This window comes from Vibrio tetraodonis (assembly GCF_003350295.1).
Taxonomy (GTDB): domain Bacteria; phylum Pseudomonadota; class Gammaproteobacteria; order Enterobacterales; family Vibrionaceae; genus Vibrio; species Vibrio tetraodonis.
Genome location: NZ_QLYY01000025.1, coordinates 57,032 through 75,927 on the forward strand (window position 1 = coordinate 57,032; position 18,896 = coordinate 75,927).

At 44.4% G+C, this 18,896-nt stretch carries 21 protein-coding genes and 1 rRNA gene; 10 read left to right on the top strand and 12 right to left on the bottom strand.

Features of this window, described 5'->3' with window-relative positions:
• Positions 1-333: 333 nt before the first annotated feature.
• The 3 genes from ccoG to DPF90_RS20390 all read right to left on the bottom strand — a co-directional run bounded on the left by ccoG (position 334) and on the right by DPF90_RS20390 (position 2,552).
• On the bottom strand, positions 334-1,752 hold the full coding sequence (ccoG, locus tag DPF90_RS18225; RefSeq protein ID WP_114787745.1) for a cytochrome c oxidase accessory protein CcoG: 1,419 nt from the start codon (positions 1,750-1,752) through the stop codon (positions 334-336).
• 237 nt (positions 1,753-1,989) lie between these two features.
• Positions 1,990-2,256: a YihD family protein gene (locus DPF90_RS18230; protein ID WP_114787746.1), complete on the bottom strand. Its 267-nt coding sequence runs from the start codon at positions 2,254-2,256 to the stop codon at positions 1,990-1,992.
• A gap of 131 nt (positions 2,257-2,387) precedes the next feature.
• Positions 2,388-2,552, bottom strand: coding sequence for a hypothetical protein (locus DPF90_RS20390; protein WP_205395209.1), 165 nt, complete (start codon positions 2,550-2,552; stop codon positions 2,388-2,390).
• 304 nt (positions 2,553-2,856) lie between these two features.
• On the opposite strand from DPF90_RS20390, the gene DPF90_RS18235 reads away from it, so the two are divergent.
• Together DPF90_RS18235 and trhA are read left to right on the top strand one after the other, a co-directional pair.
• Entirely contained in the window at positions 2,857-3,654 is a 798-nt protein-coding gene (locus DPF90_RS18235) for a sporulation protein (RefSeq protein ID WP_114787747.1), read from the top strand.
• Between the two features lie 81 nt (positions 3,655-3,735).
• On the top strand, positions 3,736-4,389 hold the full coding sequence (gene trhA, locus DPF90_RS18240) for a PAQR family membrane homeostasis protein TrhA (protein WP_114787748.1): 654 nt from the start codon (positions 3,736-3,738) through the stop codon (positions 4,387-4,389).
• On the opposite strand, the gene DPF90_RS18245 is transcribed toward trhA, so the two are convergent.
• Genes DPF90_RS18245 through def form a run of 6 tightly spaced genes read right to left on the bottom strand, consistent with a single transcriptional unit; the run spans position 4,386 to position 10,665 of the window.
• Positions 4,386-4,946, bottom strand: a complete 561-nt coding sequence (locus DPF90_RS18245) for a DUF3157 family protein (protein ID WP_114787749.1) — start codon at positions 4,944-4,946, stop codon at positions 4,386-4,388. The genes trhA and DPF90_RS18245 overlap by 4 nt on opposite strands.
• Before the next feature lie 9 nt (positions 4,947-4,955).
• Complete coding sequence (locus tag DPF90_RS18250; protein WP_114787750.1) at positions 4,956-6,401, bottom strand: TrkH family potassium uptake protein; 1,446 nt, start codon at positions 6,399-6,401, stop codon at positions 4,956-4,958.
• Positions 6,402-6,411: 10 nt separating this feature from the next.
• Positions 6,412-7,788, bottom strand: coding sequence for a Trk system potassium transporter TrkA (gene trkA / locus DPF90_RS18255; RefSeq protein WP_114787751.1), 1,377 nt, complete (start codon positions 7,786-7,788; stop codon positions 6,412-6,414).
• Positions 7,789-7,829: 41 nt separating this feature from the next.
• Positions 7,830-9,116: a 16S rRNA (cytosine(967)-C(5))-methyltransferase RsmB gene (gene rsmB / locus DPF90_RS18260; RefSeq protein ID WP_114787752.1), complete on the bottom strand. Its 1,287-nt coding sequence runs from the start codon at positions 9,114-9,116 to the stop codon at positions 7,830-7,832.
• A 57-nt stretch (positions 9,117-9,173) separates the two neighbouring features.
• Positions 9,174-10,121 (bottom strand): methionyl-tRNA formyltransferase, encoded by a 948-nt coding sequence (fmt, locus tag DPF90_RS18265; protein ID WP_114787753.1) that lies wholly within the window; start codon positions 10,119-10,121, stop codon positions 9,174-9,176.
• Positions 10,122-10,143: 22 nt separating this feature from the next.
• Entirely contained in the window at positions 10,144-10,665 is a 522-nt protein-coding gene (def, locus tag DPF90_RS18270; RefSeq protein WP_114787766.1) for a peptide deformylase, read from the bottom strand.
• Between the two features lie 293 nt (positions 10,666-10,958).
• Between def and dprA the strand changes: the two genes are divergently transcribed.
• From dprA to DPF90_RS18285, 3 genes are read left to right on the top strand one after another with little or no spacing between them, the layout of a single operon-like run.
• Positions 10,959-12,005, top strand: a complete 1,047-nt coding sequence (dprA, locus tag DPF90_RS18275) for a DNA-processing protein DprA (RefSeq protein ID WP_114787754.1) — start codon at positions 10,959-10,961, stop codon at positions 12,003-12,005.
• Positions 12,002-12,481 (top strand): DUF494 family protein, encoded by a 480-nt coding sequence (locus DPF90_RS18280; RefSeq protein WP_114787755.1) that lies wholly within the window; start codon positions 12,002-12,004, stop codon positions 12,479-12,481. The genes dprA and DPF90_RS18280 overlap by 4 nt, the downstream gene beginning before the upstream one ends.
• A gap of 5 nt (positions 12,482-12,486) precedes the next feature.
• On the top strand, positions 12,487-13,089 hold the full coding sequence (locus DPF90_RS18285; protein ID WP_114787756.1) for a DNA topoisomerase family protein: 603 nt from the start codon (positions 12,487-12,489) through the stop codon (positions 13,087-13,089).
• 23 nt (positions 13,090-13,112) lie between these two features.
• Here the strand turns inward: DPF90_RS18285 and DPF90_RS18290 are convergent, their stop codons facing one another.
• Both DPF90_RS18290 and purE read right to left on the bottom strand, forming a co-directional pair.
• Entirely contained in the window at positions 13,113-14,246 is a 1,134-nt protein-coding gene (locus DPF90_RS18290) for a 5-(carboxyamino)imidazole ribonucleotide synthase (RefSeq protein WP_114787757.1), read from the bottom strand.
• Between the two features lie 3 nt (positions 14,247-14,249).
• Positions 14,250-14,735, bottom strand: a complete 486-nt coding sequence (purE, locus tag DPF90_RS18295; protein ID WP_114787758.1) for a 5-(carboxyamino)imidazole ribonucleotide mutase — start codon at positions 14,733-14,735, stop codon at positions 14,250-14,252.
• Positions 14,736-14,933: 198 nt separating this feature from the next.
• Between purE and tsaC the strand changes: the two genes are divergently transcribed.
• The 4 genes from tsaC to DPF90_RS18315 all read left to right on the top strand — a co-directional run bounded on the left by tsaC (position 14,934) and on the right by DPF90_RS18315 (position 17,601).
• Positions 14,934-15,491, top strand: coding sequence for an L-threonylcarbamoyladenylate synthase type 1 TsaC (gene tsaC / locus DPF90_RS18300; protein WP_114787759.1), 558 nt, complete (start codon positions 14,934-14,936; stop codon positions 15,489-15,491).
• 22 nt (positions 15,492-15,513) lie between these two features.
• Positions 15,514-16,431: an oxygen-dependent coproporphyrinogen oxidase gene (gene hemF / locus DPF90_RS18305; protein ID WP_114787760.1), complete on the top strand. Its 918-nt coding sequence runs from the start codon at positions 15,514-15,516 to the stop codon at positions 16,429-16,431.
• Positions 16,432-16,501: 70 nt separating this feature from the next.
• On the top strand, positions 16,502-17,332 hold the full coding sequence (gene aroE / locus DPF90_RS18310; RefSeq protein WP_114787761.1) for a shikimate dehydrogenase: 831 nt from the start codon (positions 16,502-16,504) through the stop codon (positions 17,330-17,332).
• A gap of 2 nt (positions 17,333-17,334) precedes the next feature.
• Positions 17,335-17,601, top strand: coding sequence for a DUF1488 family protein (locus DPF90_RS18315; protein ID WP_114787762.1), 267 nt, complete (start codon positions 17,335-17,337; stop codon positions 17,599-17,601).
• Here the strand turns inward: DPF90_RS18315 and DPF90_RS18320 are convergent.
• On the bottom strand, positions 17,594-18,142 hold the full coding sequence (locus DPF90_RS18320) for a gamma carbonic anhydrase family protein (RefSeq protein ID WP_114787763.1): 549 nt from the start codon (positions 18,140-18,142) through the stop codon (positions 17,594-17,596). The genes DPF90_RS18315 and DPF90_RS18320 overlap by 8 nt on opposite strands.
• A 488-nt stretch (positions 18,143-18,630) precedes the next feature.
• Between DPF90_RS18320 and DPF90_RS18325 the strand changes: the two genes are divergently transcribed.
• A 16S ribosomal RNA gene (locus DPF90_RS18325) occupies positions 18,631-18,896 on the top strand; the annotation flags it as partial.

Consider the following 18,896-nt stretch of genomic DNA (forward strand, 5'->3'; position numbering starts at 1 on the left):
ATTGTAGCTGGTGTAATGGCTTGTAATAAAAGCTCGACGACTTCATATGGAACAATATACATCAAGGGGCGGCATTAGGATACCTAACGAATAAATCAGCCAGAGTATAAGCGTTCGCTTTTTTATTACTAGCCTTGTTTCTTTCGCCTAGAAGTTGATAGGTTGCGAATATCTATCGATTGATAGGGTCAGTGAGCAAGGCATGCTTTTCGATAATAACGGTCAGCTAGTGGCCTTTGTGCCAATGAAGCCAAAGTTTCAGCAAGTGGTTAGTCCCGAATAAGAGAAAAGTCTAAGGGTAGACTTTCTTCCTACTCGGGAAATGGCGCTAGCTTAGAGCTTTTTGATAAACCTACTTTCTACCGACATAGTAAAGTCATGATTATCTGAGAGAGTAAACTCTATGGTTGCAACGGGGGAGCTAAGGCTCTCGGGTTGTACGCCAAGACTCATAGGTAAGCTAAAGACTTCTCCAGGCAAGACGTTGACGGTTTGCTTTCCATACCAAGACACATCCGTTAACCCTTTTACGTCCAGTTTATATTCTTGCTTTTGTTGTGTTTTATTGATGATTTTTAGTGTGTACGTATTTTCGACTTCACCTAGCTCATTGACTCTAAATAGTTGGTTTCTGTCTCTAAGCACACTCAGGCCCGCAGGGTCAACGGCAGCTATTTGGGCGAAGAACAACCCGATCATCAACACAAATATCGCACCATAGCCCAGTAATTTGGGGCGCATGATCTTAGTGTGCTTGCCAGAAAGCCTATGCTCAGTGGTATAGCTGATTAAGCCTTTGTCGTAGCCCATTCTGTCCATAGTGTGATCACAGGCATCAATACAGGCGCCACAGTTAATACACTCATACTGCAAGCCATCGCGGATATCGATACCAGTAGGGCAGACTTGAACACATAAATTACAGTCGACACAATCACCCAAGCCTAACTCTTTTGGATCAGCCTTACGTGATCTTGCTCCGCGTGACTCGCCACGTTTTACGTCATAGCCAACGATAAAGGTATCTTTGTCGAACATGGCTGATTGAAAACGGGCATATGGGCACATGTGAATACACATGATGGATCGCATCCAGCCAGCATTACCATAGGTACATCCAGCAAAGAATAACACCCAGAACACAGGCCAAAACGCTTCATCCCAAGTGAAGAAATTGATGACTAGGTCGCGTATTGGCACGAAGTAACCAACAAAGGTAAACCCTGTAGCGAGAGCGATAGTTATCCACGCAAAATGCTTGGCACTTTTACGCATAATGAGATCGCCAGTGAGTTTACCGACATCTTGCTTGCGACGTTTATTGGCACTACCCTCAAACTTTTCTTCAAACCAAATGTACATAAAAGTCCAAACGGTTTGAGGGCAAAGGTACCCACACCATACTCGCCCCAAAAATGTAGTGATAAAGAAGAGTCCAAAGGCTGAGATAACGAATAACAAAGCCAGTAAGGTAAGATCTTGCGGATAGAATGTAGTACCAAAGAAGTTAAACTGCTGATTTCCTATATCCAGCAGCACAGCTTGTCGCTCTCCATATGTAATCCATGGCACTAGTGCAAAGAGCAGCAACAAAAACCAACCACCATAGCGGCGTAGTCGCTGAAACTGTCCCTTACTCTCACGTACATATATACGATTACTTGGATTAAACCTGTCCCCTTTGGTTTTGTGAGTTTTGGGGTTAAAGGTTTTGGGAGTCACGTCTTTTACTTCAATCTTGTCCTGACTCATAACGCTTCCTTCTTGGGCTAAAGGCAAGGCTTCTTTGTGGCCTTGCTCTATCGACAATCCTTGTTAAGTATTGTCTTATTTGGCGATGATTATATACGCGGCGTCATATTTATTTCTTTAACGCAATCAACCTTTAGCAACAAAGAGCAGTACAGTTTGATAAAAAAAAGACCTAACAGTTTATCCATGTCTATGATTTAGATATAAAAACCATCAAAGATGGTTACTAATGTACACCTATTCTATGATTCCTCGGGCTTTCAGCAATGCAGATTTAAAATTAGGCTCATGGTCTTTTGCTAAACCAGGGATCATTTCATTTTTGGCGCTATTGCGCATTTTTAGATGGTAGATCAATACATCATCCGTGAGTTCTTCCAGTGGACCGTGATATCCCGCTTCTTTTGCTAGTTTGACAATAAAGGATAGCAAGTTGAGATCTTGGTTTTTATTCCATTCGGACTCTAGGAGATCGAGCAATTCTTCAATACGATGACATTTCATGGTGATTCCCATGCTTTTTGTAATGATATGGTGTCAAATGTATCAAATGGCATGCTCCAGTACCAAAGATAAAGTTGAGTTGAGACTATATTGGAATAAAAGAAAAAGCGCAGTGTCGCTGCGCTTTTTAACTATGCCGCCTTGGTAACTTTGGTTGTAGATGACGCCAATAATGCCGTCTTTTCTACTAAAGTCATTCCGGGCGCGAGATTGTGTGTCGCGGGTGTCTTTACAAAGCCACTGCGGCGACGCATCGCACGGTTGGTGTGCGAGCACCTGACTAATGTTGGTCGCATTGATTAACCTAACTGCCAGGCATATCCATTGCCAAACTTATGGCCTAATCAGTTATGAGTTACGCTATTGCAAGGAACTCTTCTGGCTCACGCCAATCCAAGTAACTAATCAGGGACTGTGATATGAAGCATACATATCACTGATTAGACTAGCACCATCTTATTAATTGGTCGATATCTAATCGTTTATCTTTATCCAACCTCACTGCAATTATGTGAGAAAGGTTGCAGTAGTCTAGCTCCTGTCCAGATTAGTATGAGTCTACGAAGTTGCATCTAGCTGTGTTGTTCCTAGGAGAAGTGAATGTCGTTTTTTAAGAAAACCCTTGCAAGCTTTGGTATAGGATCCGCGAAAGTAGACTCTGTACTCCAACAAGAAGTGCTTTACCCTGGTGAAAAGATAAACATAAGAGTTGATGTTTATGGGGGCGCGACTGCGCAAGAAATAGACAACATCGAAATAAAACTCTATTGTCGCTACATTAAGGAAATGTCTGCTAATCAAGGTCATGATAAAGGATCGAATAGTCGAATGCGACGAGTACCCAGCAACCATGCCTTAGCTTGTTGGAGCTTGCCATATACGTTTACGCTTGAGCCTGGTGAAACCCGCAATTTTGATGTTGAGCTTAACATACCTTGGAACACACCAGTGACAATAGGTGATTCCAAAGTATGGCTAGAAACGGGATTGAACATCGCTTTGGCGAAAGACCCGACGGATAAAGATATATTAACGGTACGCCCAGATCCTTTGCTAGACGGTATCTTCACTGTATTGGAAGAGAGTGGTCTTCGTATTCGTCAGGTTGAATGTGAGGCTGTTGAAGGTTTTGATTTACCTTTTGTACAAGAGTTTGAATTTGTACCGACTACAGGGCCATTTCATGGGCGATGGCGAGAGTTAGAGCTGGTAGCGCATAGAAATGATCAACACCTTGAAATCTGGTTTGAAATTGATCGTCATCGTAAGGGTACTCAGGGGATGCTGGCCAGTTTACTTGGTAGTGGCAAATTGAAACGCCAGCTATCTATCCCTCTTGATACACCAATTAAGCAGGCTAGTCATCTGGTTGTAGAATTCCTAGACAAACACACTTAACCTAAATTTAATATTTTAAGCTTACATGTGTAAGCCGAGTGTGTCATAATCTAGAGTAATTATTCCACAACATAGCTAATGATGAAGACTCAGCATAGCCCCGCGTACAGCACAACAGAAGAGCTGGCAAACACTCTAACCCATGGCGTTGGCATCTTGTTAGGGGTGGTCGGCTTAATTTTACTTTTAATAAAAGCTGTCGATCATAATGCAGATACCCTGACTATTACCAGTATGAGTATTTATGGTGCGAGCATGATAGTCCTATTTCTTGCTTCGACACTTTACCATGCTATCCCCTATCAAAGAGCCAAAAGAGCGCTTAAAACGTTCGATCACTGTGCCATATATTTGCTTATTGCTGGCAGTTATACGCCGTTTCTCTTAGTCAGCTTACGAACCCCTCTTGCGATTGGCTTAATGATAGTTATCTGGGTATTGGCTCTTATCGGTATTATTATGAAGCTGGCATTTGTCTATCGTTATAAAAAACTATCACTTGTAACCTATTTAATGATGGGCTGGTTGTCTTTGGTGGTGATTTATCAACTTGCGCTTAACCTAGAAGTGGGCGGGTTAACCCTTTTGGCTGCTGGAGGAATAATATATTCACTTGGTGTTATCTTCTATGTTGCCAAGCGGATTCCCTTCAATCATGCGATATGGCATGGATTCGTTCTGGCAGGTTGCGCTTGTCATTTTTTCGCCATTTACTTGTATGTTGATCCAGTTTAGCGATTGATGAGACTGGTGATATTTGCACTAATGAAATACTGGTCTTGTTTAACCACATCCAGCTCTATATCCTTGCCTTTCTTCACTTGCTGTGGTCGCAGGTAGGTCTCTGGCATACGTTTGATTGATTGCCATATTGTGACACTTTTTTTCGTTAGGGCTTTTTTGTCTATCCCTGATACCTCAATCTCAATTTCAATGAGTATCACAGAGTTGAGACTTTGATTAGTGATAGAGGTTGGAATAATGAGTTTACCATCAACATAACTTGGCGCTCCGAGCAGCAGATCCACTCCCGAATCTGAAAGCTGCATGCTTGGGTGATTGCTATCGAGTTTAATCATACTAGCCACTTTTTTATCGATAAGTGGAATGGCTACAAGTTGTGGCTTATCTGAAGTAAGGCTTTCAGCCTCGTCAGGTGGCGTTTCGGCTACATATTGCCAAGTAAAGTTGTCATGTAAAATGACCTGGCGACCATCATTTAAAGTCACCGTTTGATCTGCCATCACAGTTGAGGCAGCGAGTATGGTAAGCAAGCTTATAGCTTTATACATCTTTTGTCCTTAGCGCTTCCAAAATGCCGGGAAAAATAATACCAATATAGTGAGTATTTCCAGTCGTCCCATTAGCATGCCAAAGCTGAGTAACCATTTTGCCATATCGGGAAGGGGGGCAAAATTACCAGTTGGACCAATGACAGAGCCCATACCTGGTCCTACGTTTGCGACTGCGGTAATGGAACCAGAGATGCTGGTAATAGTATCCAGTCCTAGCGCGCTTAGGCAGCCAGCAATAAAAATAATGGTGACGAAAAACATCAGTACAAATGCGACGACTGAGCGAACAATATCATCGTTAACGGGTCTGTGGTTATATCTCTGAACAAACACACCTGAAGGGTGGATCAGTTTCATCATTTGTTTATTGAGCAAAGTGATTGCAATTTGAAAGCGGAAAATCTTAATGCCCCCAGAGGTAGAACCAGAACAGGCTCCCGCCATCATCAAGAAGGCAAATAAAGTGGTAGGCAAAGCTCCCCAAGCGGTAAAGTCTTCTAGGCCAAACCCTGTGGTAGTCAATACAGACACAATATTGAACATAGAGACTCTTAGAGCATCCATTATCTGGTAGCCATCTCGAATTACTAACCAGCCGGAGATAATAAGACTAGAGCTTAGGAACAAATAGGTGAAGCCTTTTACTTGTGCATCACTAAATAGCTCAGTGACGGTTCGCTTTCTAAGTGCGGCCACAAATAATAAAAAGGGTAGGCCGCCAAGAAACATAAACAGAGTGGCAACCCAGTGTGACCCATGGGAGAAATGGTTCATTGAGCCGTCAGAAGTCGAATACCCACCGGTAGAAAGGGTTGTAAATGAGTGATTGATTGCTTCAAATAAGCTCATACCCGTAAGAAGGTAGCCAACCATACACAGCCCTGTCAGGCTCAGATAAACCAGCATTATATTTTTAGCAACGGTTTTGGCTCTGGGACTGCTTTTATCTGACCAGTCTGATGATTCGGTGTGAAAGAGCTTCATGCCCCCAACGTTGAGCATTGGCAGTACTGCAACCGCCATTACAATGAAGCCGATACCACCCAACCATTGTAATATAGATCGCCATAGTAAAATGCTCGGCGCCATGTTATCGAGCCCACTCAGTACTGTTGAACCGGTCGTTGTGATACCAGACATGGTCTCAAAGTAGGCATCGGTAAAGCTGATGTGATTGATAAACACAAAAGGCAGAGCCGCAAATGAGCTGGCTACCGTCCACACCAAACTAGTGATTAAAAACATGTCTCGAGCACTAAGCTTGAAACTTTTAGTTCGCCCTATAGTTAAACATGCAAACGCTGCTGTGTGAGTGATGATAACGGCTTGGCCAAACTCTATAAACCCAGCCGTTCCGGTGAAAAAAGCCACCAGCGTTGGGATATACATAAATAAGGCAAGCTTTGAGAGTACTAAGCCAATAACAAACAGAATAGGGCGAAAGTTGACCATAAGTTCAAACCTAGAGGAAGAATGGACTCGGCTGGAACAGAGCTTCTACGTCGGCAACGTATTTCTTATCAACTAAGAACATTACCACATGGTCATCTTGCTCTATGATAGTGCGGTCGTGAGCTATCAATACCTCTTCCCCTCGTACAATGGCTCCAATCGTGGTTGCTGGCGGGAGCTTGATGTCACCTATCGCTCGACCTACGACTTTTGAGGTGGTTTCATCACCATGCGCAATCGCTTCGATGGCTTCAGCTGCGCCTCGGCGAAGAGATGATACGTTAACAATATCTGCTCGGCGAACATGGGTCAGCAAAGCGGAAATAGTGGCTTGCTGTGGTGAGATGGCAACATCGATAACTCCACCTTGGACGAGATCCACATAGGCTCCGCGCTGGATTAAAACCATGACCTTTTTGGCGCCCATTCGTTTTGCCAGCATAGCAGACATTATGTTGGTTTCGTCTTCATTCGTCAGCGCGATGAACACGTCAACCTGATCGATGTTTTCTTCGAGTAGCAGCTCTTGATCGGCAGCATCGCCACAGAAAACGATGGTGTTCTCAAGCTCTTCAGATAGCCTTTCCGCTCTTAGATAGCTGCGCTCTATAAGTTTGACACTGTATGATTGCTCAAGACGCTTGGCGAGACTCGCACCAATGTTACCTCCACCCACAATCATGATTCGTCGATATGGTTTCTCAAGACGCTGTAATTCGCTCATCACTGAGCGAATATGGTTACTTGCAGCGACAAAGAAAACCTCATCGTCTGCTTCAATAATGGTTGTACCTTGAGGACGGATAGGCCTACCTTGGCGAAAAATGGCCGCAACTCTGGTATCGATATGCGGCATGTGTTCTCGAAGAGCAGAGAGAGCGTTGCCAACCAGAGGTCCGCCATAATAGGCTTTAACTGCAACTAAACTTACTTTTTGATCGGCGAAGCTGACAACTTGAAGCGCTCCCGGATATTGAATCAGACGTTCAATATAGCTTGTTACTAGTTCTTCCGGAGCAATTAGATGATCGACAGGCACTGCGCCAGATTGAAACAGTGCCTCTTTTTCATAAAGGTATTGGGGTGAGCGAATTCGGGCAATGCGGTTGGGCGTGTTAAACAAAGTAAAAGCCACTTGGCATGCTGCCATATTGGTCTCATCCATGTTAGTCACAGCAACCAGCATGTCGGCATCTTGAGCGCCAGCTTCGCGCAGTACATCGGGATGACTTGCATAACCGTTGACGACTCGCAAATCATACTTATCTTGAAGCTCGCGCAGTCGGTCACTGTCTTTATCAACTATGGTGATATCATTGTTTTCGCCCACCAGATTTTCAGCTAATGTCCCGCCGACTTGCCCTGCACCAAGAATGATGATTTTCATAGTGTTTCCTGTTTAACCAAAGTTGAAAAGACCCTTAGCCTCTAATCATTATGCACTTTCTTAAGAATGGCATAGTAAAATCCATCCATACTTTCCTCTCCAGGAAGTATTTGTCGCCCAGGCGTTTCTGTTGTAGAGCCTTCTAATTGCGCGTCTTTGGTGCGCGATAGGAAGGCCTTTATTTGTTCGCGATTTTCTTGTGGAGTAATAGAGCACGTCGCGTACACTAATGTACCGCCTGGCTTTAACTCTTGCCACATAGCATCAAGGATTTTGCTTTGTAACTCAGTGAGTGCAGTTACATCTTCTTGGCGTCTTAACCATTTTATGTCTGGATGACGACGAATGACACCAGTGGCAGAGCATGGAGCGTCAAGCAAGATTCGATCGAATTTTTCTCCTTGCCACCAATTCTGTGGATGGCGTGCGTCACCGCAAATAACCCGAGCGTTGAGTTTTAGGCGACTTAGGTTGTCATGGACACGCTTAAGCCGGCTTTCATCACAATCAATAGCAACGACTTGAGCCCCTTCAGTTCTTTCCAGGATATGCGCTGTTTTGCCTCCCGGCGCTGCGCAGCAATCAAGGATAAGATCGCCATCTTTGGGAGTAAGATAGTTGAGAGAAAGCTGTGCTGCTGCGTCTTGTACCGATACCCAGCCTTGTTCAAAACCAGGTAGCTGAGAAACATCACAAGGCGTTTCTAATCTGAGAGCATCCCGCGCTTCACTGTGGGCGATACTATTGATGCCACTATCTTTAAGAAGCTGTTGGTAATCTTCACTGCTATGGTACTTGTGATTAACCCTCAGCCACATGGGTGCCTTGCTATTATTAGCTTCAACTATGTCTTGCCACTTATCAGGGTATGCGTTTTGAAGTAGGGTTAGCAGCCAGCTCGGGTGGCCGTATTTACCAGCGTTGTGACTGACTGAGTGGGCATCAAGCTCTTCCTGCTGACGCTGATAGTTACGCAGTACGGCATTGATTAAGCCGCGCAGGCGAGGGCCTTTGAGTGTCTTGGTGCCTTCAACCGTTTCTCCCACTGCCGCATGAGCTGGAATACGCATAAAGCTCAACTGATAGATACCGACTAAGATCAGATGATGAAAAACACGTTGTTTGCCTTTGAGAGGTTTATCCATGAGTTCATTAGCTATGGATTCAAGGCGAGGAAGATAGCGCAGGGATCCATAACATATCTCTTGAAGCAGAGCTTGGTCACGAGGTTTAACTTGCTGTTGAGCCAGTGGAAGTGCAGTGGAAAGAGACTGGCCCTTGTCGACGACTTGGAAAAGGACAGTAGCCGCAGCAGCGCGAACATTCATGTAAAATACCTTGATAGTAAGGAGAGGGTGTCTCCACCCTCAAAAAGTACGTATAAATTAAGTCAGTTGTGTACCGACTTCAAACCAATTAGCTCGTGAATTCAGAATATCTTGAATTGACATGGCCTTTTTGCCTGGGACTTGGAGCTGCTCCAAAACCAGAATATCTTTACCAGTAGAAACATAAATGCCAGTTTTATCTGCTTGGATTATAGTTCCCGGGGCCTGGTTAGTGTCTTGCTGCACCACTTTGCTCTGCCAGATTTTAATGCTTTTATCGCCAGCAACAAAGTGACTGATTGGCCAAGGGTTGAAAGCCCTTACGCAGCGTTCAATGTGCTTAGCATCGTCACTCCAATCAATGCGAGCTTCTTCTTTGCTAAGTTTTTCGGCGTAATTGGCTTGGTTGTCATCTTGCTTTTCCGCGCTTGCTGATTCATTGGCTATTTCGCCAAGACAGTCGATCAAAGCTTTGGGGCCAAGTTCAGCGAGTTTGTCGTACATTGATGCACTGGTATCTTGTGGTTCGATAGGCAGAGTAGCAATTTTCAGCATATCTCCTGTGTCCAAGCCAATATCCATTTGCATAATGGTCACGCCCGTTTGCTCATCGCCCGCCCAAATTGAGCGCTGAATCGGTGCGGCACCGCGCCACCTTGGCAAAATGGAACCATGGACATTGATACAACCAAGCTTTGGCGTGTCGAGTACTGCTTGAGGCAGTAGTAGGCCATAAGCAACAGAGACCATAAGGTCTGCTTTTAGACTGGCTAAATCTTGCTTGTCTTGGGCGGACTTGAAGTTTTCTGGCTGGTAGACAGGGATACTATGCTCAATCGCTAAGGTTTTTACTGGGCTAGCGGTGATTTTCTTCCCGCGCCCCGCTGGGCGATCGGGTTGAGTGTATACTGCGATAACCTCATGCTCAGAAGACAACAACGCCGCCAAATGACGGGCGGCGAAGTCAGGAGTACCAGCAAAAACAATCTTTAAAGGTTTGCTCAAAGTGGGTTCCTTTGCTTATTTGTTAGGCTTTACTGGCGTTTTTTTCGTTAAAACGTTTTATTTTTGCCAGTTTTTCTTGGATGCGTTTACGCTTCAAAGGCGACAAGTAGTCGACAAACAGCTTACCTTGTAAGTGGTCAAGTTCGTGTTGAACGCAGATTGCGAGCAGGTCGTCTGCTTCAAATGTGAATTCTTTGCCATCTCGGTCAACCGCTTTTACTGTCACTTCCGCAGCTCTTGGCACCAAGGCTCTCGCGCCAGGAACAGACAAACAGCCCTCTTCGATGCCATCTTCACCACGTTTTTCAGTGATTTCAGGGTTGATAAGAACCATAGGCTGATCGCGCGTTTCTGATATATCAATCACGACGACGCGTTTATGAACATCGACTTGAGTGGCAGCAAGGCCAATTCCTTCTTCGTCGTACATGGTTTCAATCATGTCGTCGACGAGCTTTTGAATCTCAGGTGTCACCTGTTCCACGGGTTTTGCTACCGTGCGTAGGCGATCATCTGGAAATGTTAATACTTGTAATACAGACATATACACTCGAAATTTTGAACTGAGCTGAATCAGGATAAAGTTTACTGGGTCAATTCTAGACATTTTACCACCTAAATGACAGCATGGTTATTGCTTTTGACTGTTTTTCCTGAATTAAAGCCAGTTGAGTACTAATCAGGTTACTTGGATGTTCCTGTTTGATTTATATACTGAGTAACACGCTAGAAATATAGAGGTGACATCTGAGTGACTCCCCTAATAAAAGTGATGAGCTAAGAGCTTGGTTAAGTTTGTACTTTACCCCAAGAGTTGGCCCTAAGACTTTTCATAAAATGGTTGCTATTGAATCACCCTCCAATATAGTTCAGTCGTCTTCTCAAGCGCTAAGCGCGTTGGGGTTTAACTCTCGGCAAATTCAATATCTTAAGTATCAAGCGCTCAAAGACGTCGATGAGTGTGTTGAATGGCAATCCAATGGTATAAGCCGACATATTCTAACCCTTGATGACCTTGGTTATCCTGAGCAACTAAAACAAATAGATTCCGTGCCTCCAGTGCTTTTTATTGAAGGTGATCTCAGCTGCTTACAAGAGCCACAAATTGCCATCGTCGGCAGCCGCAACGCCAGTATTGACGGTCTTAATCTTGCAAGAGATTTTGCTATACAGTTGGCTAGGCAAGACTTGGTTATCACCAGTGGTATGGCATTAGGAGTGGATGGTTATGCTCATGATGGCGCTATGCAAGTAGGGGGAGACACAGTGGCGGTTTTAGGTTGTGGCTTAAATAATGTTTATCCCGCTCGTCATCAAAAGCTTGCGCAAAAAATTGCATCTCAGGGAGCTTTGGTGTCTGAATTTCACCCCAATGCAAAGCCAAAAGCAGAGAATTTCCCTCGGCGCAATCGTATTATTAGCGGCTTGTCTTTAGGTGTATTAGTTGTTGAAGCAGCGGAAAAAAGTGGATCGCTTATCACAGCTCGATACGCAAGCGAACAAGGACGAGAAGTCTTCGCTATCCCGGGTTCTATCCATCACAGCCAAGCCCGTGGCTGTAATTGGTTGATAAAGCAGGGAGCGTGTTTGGTTCAACAGGTATCAGATATTATTGATGAGATAGATTGTTTGATACGTTGGTCTAATTTTCACCCATTGAAAGAGACGACGGAAGCATTTGAACAAATTGATTGCAAAGAAGAATTGCCATTTCCTCACCTGTTAGCTAACGTAGGTAGTAAGGCTATACCCGTTGATATTCTTGCAAGCAGGACCAATATACCTGTTCAAGATGTCATGATGCAGCTTTTAGAGCTTGAGCTCTTAGGGCACGTTGTTGCAGTTTCTGGTGGCTATATTCGAAAGGGGAGGGGCGAGCTATGATGATGGATATCCTTATGTATCTGTTTGAGACTTACATCCATAGCGATGCAGAGTTACAGGTCAATCAAGATGAGCTGGAAGAAGAATTAATTCGTGCTGGTTTTCATCAAAAAGACATATATAAAGCCCTTGTTTGGCTCGAAGAGTTAGCAGCATTACAACAGAGCGAAACGCATGCGGCGATTTCAATTTGCAGCACGTCAACATCGACACGTATTTATACCGAGAAAGAATGTTTGAGACTGAACATTGAATCTCGTGGCTTTTTAACATTCCTTGAGCAAGTTAACGTTTTGTCCACTGAAACTCGTGAAATGGTCATCGACCGTATTATGGGGTTAGAGACAGATGAGTTTGAGTTGGATGATTTAAAGTGGATCGTGCTGATGGTGCTGTTTAATGTGCCGGGTAATGAAAATGCCTATACCTTAATGGAAGAGCTTCTATACACTAAAGAGCAGGGTATTCTTCATTAGAGCGTATGAGTGGTAAAATTGATAATCAACTGTTCTCTGCCCATGAGCACGCTTTAGAACAAAAAGCATGCCCTAAATGTCGCTCTCAGCAAGGCAATGGGCAGCTTCAACTTCGTCATGGTAAACATGGCGTTTTTCTTGGCTGCAGCTTGTATCCTAGTTGCGATTATGTTCAGCCACTGCATCAAAATGATGGTCATGTTGTTAAAGAGTTAGGGGTGCCTTGCCCCGAGTGTGGCCAAGAGTTAGTGCTGCGTCATGGTCGTTATGGCATGTTTATCGGTTGCAGTGATTATCCAAACTGCTCCCATTTAGAATCGTTAGACCAAGAAGCCAAGTCAGCCCCATGTCCTGACATAGCCTGTCCCGAATGTCAAAAAGGCCAATTGGTTGAGAGAAAAAACCGCTTTGGTAAAACCTTCTATGCTTGTGATAACTTCCCTAAATGCCGCTTTGCGCTTAATCAGCCACCCGTGAAAGGTTGCTGTGAGCAATGTGGTTTTCCTTTACTGGTCGAGAAGACGTTTGCCAATGGCAATAAGCTTCAATGTGCTGACCGAAAATGTGGTTACACACAGGCTTTAATTGAAGAAAAAACGGCGCTATGAATAGCGCCGTCTGACTTGGTTTGTTAATTGCCCGCTTTGTCACGCCATTGCTGAACAGCAGGAAAGGCGGAGGAGTCCAATAGGTTAGACAAAGTAGCAAGTTTTCGTTGTAGCTCGCCTGTGTAATCACCGCAAACATTAATGTGGCCCATTTTTCGCCCAGCTCGCTTCTCTTTACCATACCAGTGTACATGGCACCCCGATAACTCAAAGACCTCAGATGGTAAGTTATCTTCTCCGAGGATATTGATCATAGAAGTTTCACGAACAAGCTTGGTACTGCCAAGAGGCATTTCACATACCGCTCTCAGGTGATTCTCAAATTGACAAGTTTCAGCTCCTTGTTGTGTCCAGTGGCCGGAATTATGAACGCGAGGCGCGATTTCGTTGACAAGCAAGGTGCCGTCGAGATCAAAGAACTCAAGTGCCAGCACTCCGATGTAGTCAAGTTGATTAGCAACAGCAGTGAACATAGTTTCCGCTTGTTGCTGCAATTCATTATCAGCAATAGCGGTTGATATGCTCAATACACCCTCAGTGTGGATATTTTCTGCTAACGGATAAACCTTGATTGTCCCATCTTTTGCGCGAGCGCCAACTAAGGATACTTCCCGGTTAAATGGCACGAATTCTTCAGCAACAATGGCTTGATCATTTGTTGATTCAATACAGATTTTCATCTCTTGCCAAACCGATTCTATCTGCTCATGGCTTTTCAGACGCCATTGACCCTTACCGTCATATCCACCAAGAGCGCTTTTTAGCACCATAGGGATACCGATCTGCTCGATTGCTTGAGTGAAATCCTCTTTTGTTTGAATAACATGATACTTGGCGCTGCGAACTTTGGCTTTATCCAGTAGCGCTTTTTCCATGCGTCGGTCACCGCCACACTTTATTGCCTCAGATGAGGGCAGAAGTTTCCCACTGTCTTGGCACTCATCTAAGATTGGATGCGGTATATGCTCAAATTCAGCGCTAATGACATCGGCCTTCTCAATGGCATTCGCCAGTCCTTTACCTATTTTTTCTTGTGTCAGAGGGTGAACAATTTCTTCACTACCGACGTCATAGGCTATGACCTTGATGTCCAGAGGGGCGCCAGCTAAAGACATCATACGTGCCAATTGACCTGCGCCAAGCACTAACACTTGCATGGGTTACTCCTCAGCTGGATTAGAATTAGCGAGAACGGTTTCGGTTTGTTGATCTCTAAAAGCCTCAACTTTTGCCATCACAGCTTCGTCATGAGTTCCTATGATTTGTGCAGCTAGGATGCCAGCATTGGCTGCACCTGCTTCACCAATAGCGAGAGTTCCAACCGCAATGCCTTTTGGCATTTGTACGATTGAAAGTAAGGAATCCATGCCTTTTAAAGCCCGCGATTGAACTGGCACACCTAATACAGGAAGACTAGTGAAAGCTGCGGCCATACCTGGTAAATGGGCTGCGCCACCTGCGCCGGCAATAATCACTTTTAATCCGCGCTGCTTAGCGCTATTGGCGTAATCGGCGAGAAGTTGTGGGGTGCGATGAGCTGAGACTACTTTTGTTTCGTACTCCACTCCAAACTGATCCAGCATTTCTGCTGCCAGCTTCATGGTTGGCCAATCAGACTTAGAACCCATGATGATACCGACTTTCATCTTCAACTCCTTAATTCAACTCTTTTATATATGAGCAGATAAATTTGCCCGTATTATACGAGGATTTTCACCTCAAGCAAACGTTTGCGCCCGCTTTTGATTGTGATGAGTGTAATTTGTCATCAAATAGCTTTAGGCATTGGAGAAGAATATTTGTAAACTTTGGTTCTTCAAGTGCAAATCAGACAGGAAAAACCCGTGGATAATTTTGAGCAAGTGTTATCGGCTCTTAATAATGGTGAGGTCATAGCTTACCCAACAGAAGGAGTGTTTGGCGTTGGTTGCGATCCCGATAGCCAAGAAGCCATTATAAAGCTGCTGGAGTTAAAGCAAAGACCTGTTGAGAAAGGCTTGATTTTAATTGCTGCTAGCTATGAGCAGTTATTGCCATACATAGATGAGTCTCAGCTTTCTGAGCAGCAACTTAATCAAGTCCATAGCACTTGGCCTGGTCCAGTAACTTGGATTATGCCGTGCAGCGATAAAGTTTCAAACTTGGTGAGTGGCCAATTCGACTCGATAGCGGTGCGTGTTACCGATCACCACTTGGTCCAAAAGATGTGTAACGCTTTTGGAAAACCGTTAACTTCGACCAGTGCTAACTTGAGTGGTCAACCTCCTTGTATGACAACGCAAGAAGTGGAGCAGCAGTTAGGACACCGATTGTCGGCAATTTTGGCAGGTGAAACTGGTGGAAGAGATAAGCCGAGTGAGATTCGTGACGCTAAAACATCTGAGGTTTTGAGACAAGGTTAATTCTGTTAGGGAAGTAAGACAAATGTCAGCCATCAACAAACAAGCAGTAAAGCAATTTTTAATTGAGCTACAAGATTCAATTTGTCAGCAGTTGGAACGGGTAGATGGAACCGCCAAGTTTAAAGAAGATGCATGGAGTCGAGATCCCGGAGAGAAACTAGGTGGAGGAGGGCGCACTCGCGTTATGACTGATGGGGCAGTCTTTGAGCAAGGTGGAGTGAACTTTTCACATGTAGAAGGCCAAGAAATGCCAGCTTCAGCAACGGCTCATCGTCCTGAGTTGGCGGGGCGACGTTTTGAAGCTATGGGGGTATCGTTAGTGATGCATCCTAATAATCCCTATGTCCCCACCTCCCATGCTAACGTGCGCTTTTTCATTGCTGAAAAAGACGGTGAAGATCCTATCTGGTGGTTTGGCGGTGGCTTTGACTTAACACCTTTTTATCCATTCGAAGAAGATGCTCAGCATTGGCACGAGACCGCCAAGCAAGTGTGTGCTCCGTTTGGCGAGCATGTCTATCGGGAGCATAAAGCTTGGTGTGACAAATACTTCTATCTGCCTCATCGTGACGAAACGCGTGGAGTGGGTGGCTTGTTTTTCGATGATCTTAATGATTGGGAATTTGATAAATGCTTGTCATATATAAAAGCGGTTGGTGAGGGGTATACACATGCCTATTTACCCATAGTTGAGCGACGTAAAGACACTGACTTTGGTGATAGAGAGCGCCAGTTCCAGTTATATCGTCGCGGTCGTTACGTTGAGTTTAATTTAGTTTTTGACCGCGGCACTTTGTTTGGATTACAAAGTGGTGGTCGAACCGAGTCAATTTTAATGTCTATGCCGCCATTGGCTCGCTGGGAATACGGCTATCAGGTTGAAGAGGATAGCCATGAAGCGGAGCTTTATAAACATTTCCTAAAACCGAGAGATTGGTAGGCTTTGCTCCCGAGAGGGTTGATGATAGTGTCATTGATATTGAGTAAACCTTTTTTACTAGGGTAAGGACATGACAGAACAGAAAGAGTGTTATGCGGTGTTTGGTAATCCGATTAGTCAGAGTAAATCGCCATATATTCATACGCTATTTGCGCAGCAAACTGACCAGCCTATCGTATATACCGCAGAGCAAGCACCTATCGATAGATTTGAAGAAACGGTTCAGGCTTTCTTTGACCAAGGTGGTCAAGGATGTAACGTCACAGTACCATTTAAAGAGCAGGCTTTTGGAATGGCGACCAAGCTTACTGAACGTGCTCAACTTGCAGGGGCGGTCAATACGCTGAAAAGACTTTCGGATGGGCAAATATTAGGTGATAACACTGATGGAGAAGGCTTGGTTCAAGACTTACTTCGACATGGTGTAAAGCTTGAAGGTGCTCGTGTTCTGCTTATTGGTGCTGGTGGGGCTGCTCGCGGGGTTATAAAGCCGCTACTTGAGCAGGGGCCGGCTAAGATAGTGATTGCCAATCGTACACACAGTAAGGCCAAGGAGTTAGCAGAAGTTTTCCAGCCTTATGGTGAGGTTGTTGCCCAATCAATGGATTCCGTGCTAGAAACTTTTGATGTGATCATTAACTCAACATCTGCCAGTTTAACTGGTGAGGTGCCTGATATCTCTAGCGCGATCTTTTCATCATCCAGCGTTGCTTACGATATGATGTATGGAAAAGGTAATACTTCTTTTTGCCAGTGGTCAATAAATAGTGGAGCCGTCTCCGTTTACGATGGTTTGGGCATGCTTGTCGGCCAAGCTGCGGAAAGCTTCTTTCTCTGGCTAGGTGTCAGGCCCGAGATAGAGCCAGTACTTGATGAACTTAGACACCATCTTGAGGGCTAGTCATGAATCAGTCGATCTTGTTTTCTGACATACAGACATGGAATGAAGCTAAACAAGTGGTGTTATTTCCAGCACAGTGCTGCGGGGCTCTTATACAGTGTCAAATCAGCAAAAAGGCACTAGAGAAGATGTCTGGGTGCCTTTTAAATGATGAGCATCATATATTGACGGTTTTTTCTCAGTGGCGCTTTGAGATTGAAGAGCTTGCCGAAGCTTTAATTGAAGATGAAGCCTTTGATGAAAAGGGCATGATTGAGATTATTAATTGATATCTTTTACCTTGTGAAGATAATCTTCTTTATTTTGTACATAGTTACTTGCCGATTTAAGTAGGGAAGCTCGTTCTTCCTCTGTTAAAGGACGAGCCTGCTTCACTGGGCTTCCCACATATAAAAATCCACTTTCAAGCTTTTTACCTGGTGGGACTAAGCTTCCTGCTCCTATCATTACGTCAGCTTCTATTACTGCACCATCAAGAACGATAGCGCCCATGCCAACGAGCACTCGGTCCCTGATTGTGCAGCCGTGAAGCATAACCTTATGCCCAATGGTAACGTCATTACCTATTATAAGTGGAAAGCCCTCTGGATTTTTTTCGTTTTTATGTGTGACGTGGAGGACACTGCCATCTTGTATGTTGGTTCGTTCTCCTATGTGGATATGGTTAACATCTCCTCTAGCAGCAACAAGTGGCCAGACGCTAGAATCTTGACCAATGCGAATATCGCCAACAAGAACAGAGCTGCTATCTATATATACTCTTTGGCCTAGCTGGGGTTGAATGTTTTTATAGCTACGGAGAGAGTTCATTCTTTATCCTTTTATCTAGAAAATTTAAGCTTTTCTATGGCCCAAAGTAGCAAAAACGAAGATTATTGAATAGAAAATCTTCAAACGATAAAAAAATTCCAAAAAACTAAAAAAAGAGCTTGCCAATGTGAAGCTGATCTCTATAATTCCCCCTCGCTGACACGGGAACGCAATCAAGTTTTATTTGATTGAGTGCCTCGGTTCAGAAGGTAAAAAAGCGTTAAGCAAATTGCTTAAAATTAAGTTAAAAAGTGATTGACACTTAACTTTATCTCGCTAGAATAGCCGTCCGTTATGAGATTTGCTCATAACAACGCTCTTTAACAAACTAAACCTATCAATCTGTGTGGGCACTCGTTGATGATAATCCAAAAAGACTTATCAATGAACTGAGTGACCAATCGGTAGTAATACCGGCACAGTCAATTCAACATTACACAGTAATGTTATCAGTATTCATTGAGCCGCATCTTAGATGCGCAAAACTTTAATTGAAGAGTTTGATCATGGCTCAGATTGAACGCTGGCGGCAGGCCTAACACATGCAAGTCGAGCGGAAACGAGTTATCTGACCCTTCGGGTGACGATAATGGCGTCGAGCGGCGGACGGGTGAGTAATGCCTGGGAAATTGCCCTGATGTGGGGGATAACCATTGGAAACGATGGCTAATACCGCATAATAGCTTCGGCTCAAAGAGGGGGACCTTCGGGCCTCTCGCGTCAGGATATGCCCAGGTGGGATTAGCTAGTTGGT

What these genes read in the sequence shown, in the direction of transcription:
- ccoG (WP_114787745.1), bottom strand. Translation starts at nt 1,752, where the DNA reads ATGAGTCAGGACAAGATTGAAGTAAAAGACGTGACTCCCAAAACCTTT.
- DPF90_RS18230 (WP_114787746.1), bottom strand. Translation starts at nt 2,256, where the DNA reads ATGAAATGTCATCGTATTGAAGAATTGCTCGATCTCCTAGAGTCCGAA.
- DPF90_RS20390 (WP_205395209.1), bottom strand. Translation starts at nt 2,552, where the DNA reads ATGCGACCAACATTAGTCAGGTGCTCGCACACCAACCGTGCGATGCGT.
- DPF90_RS18235 (WP_114787747.1), top strand. Translation starts at nt 2,857, where the DNA reads ATGTCGTTTTTTAAGAAAACCCTTGCAAGCTTTGGTATAGGATCCGCG.
- trhA (WP_114787748.1), top strand. Translation starts at nt 3,736, where the DNA reads ATGAAGACTCAGCATAGCCCCGCGTACAGCACAACAGAAGAGCTGGCA.
- DPF90_RS18245 (WP_114787749.1), bottom strand. Translation starts at nt 4,946, where the DNA reads ATGTATAAAGCTATAAGCTTGCTTACCATACTCGCTGCCTCAACTGTG.
- DPF90_RS18250 (WP_114787750.1), bottom strand. Translation starts at nt 6,401, where the DNA reads ATGGTCAACTTTCGCCCTATTCTGTTTGTTATTGGCTTAGTACTCTCA.
- trkA (WP_114787751.1), bottom strand. Translation starts at nt 7,788, where the DNA reads ATGAAAATCATCATTCTTGGTGCAGGGCAAGTCGGCGGGACATTAGCT.
- rsmB (WP_114787752.1), bottom strand. Translation starts at nt 9,116, where the DNA reads ATGAATGTTCGCGCTGCTGCGGCTACTGTCCTTTTCCAAGTCGTCGAC.
- def (WP_114787766.1), bottom strand. Translation starts at nt 10,665, where the DNA reads ATGTCTGTATTACAAGTATTAACATTTCCAGATGATCGCCTACGCACG.
- dprA (WP_114787754.1), top strand. Translation starts at nt 10,959, where the DNA reads ATGGTTGCTATTGAATCACCCTCCAATATAGTTCAGTCGTCTTCTCAA.
- DPF90_RS18280 (WP_114787755.1), top strand. Translation starts at nt 12,002, where the DNA reads ATGATGATGGATATCCTTATGTATCTGTTTGAGACTTACATCCATAGC.
- DPF90_RS18285 (WP_114787756.1), top strand. Translation starts at nt 12,487, where the DNA reads ATGAGTGGTAAAATTGATAATCAACTGTTCTCTGCCCATGAGCACGCT.
- DPF90_RS18290 (WP_114787757.1), bottom strand. Translation starts at nt 14,246, where the DNA reads ATGCAAGTGTTAGTGCTTGGCGCAGGTCAATTGGCACGTATGATGTCT.
- purE (WP_114787758.1), bottom strand. Translation starts at nt 14,735, where the DNA reads ATGAAAGTCGGTATCATCATGGGTTCTAAGTCTGATTGGCCAACCATG.
- hemF (WP_114787760.1), top strand. Translation starts at nt 15,514, where the DNA reads ATGTCAGCCATCAACAAACAAGCAGTAAAGCAATTTTTAATTGAGCTA.
- aroE (WP_114787761.1), top strand. Translation starts at nt 16,502, where the DNA reads ATGACAGAACAGAAAGAGTGTTATGCGGTGTTTGGTAATCCGATTAGT.
- DPF90_RS18315 (WP_114787762.1), top strand. Translation starts at nt 17,335, where the DNA reads ATGAATCAGTCGATCTTGTTTTCTGACATACAGACATGGAATGAAGCT.
- DPF90_RS18320 (WP_114787763.1), bottom strand. Translation starts at nt 18,142, where the DNA reads ATGAACTCTCTCCGTAGCTATAAAAACATTCAACCCCAGCTAGGCCAA.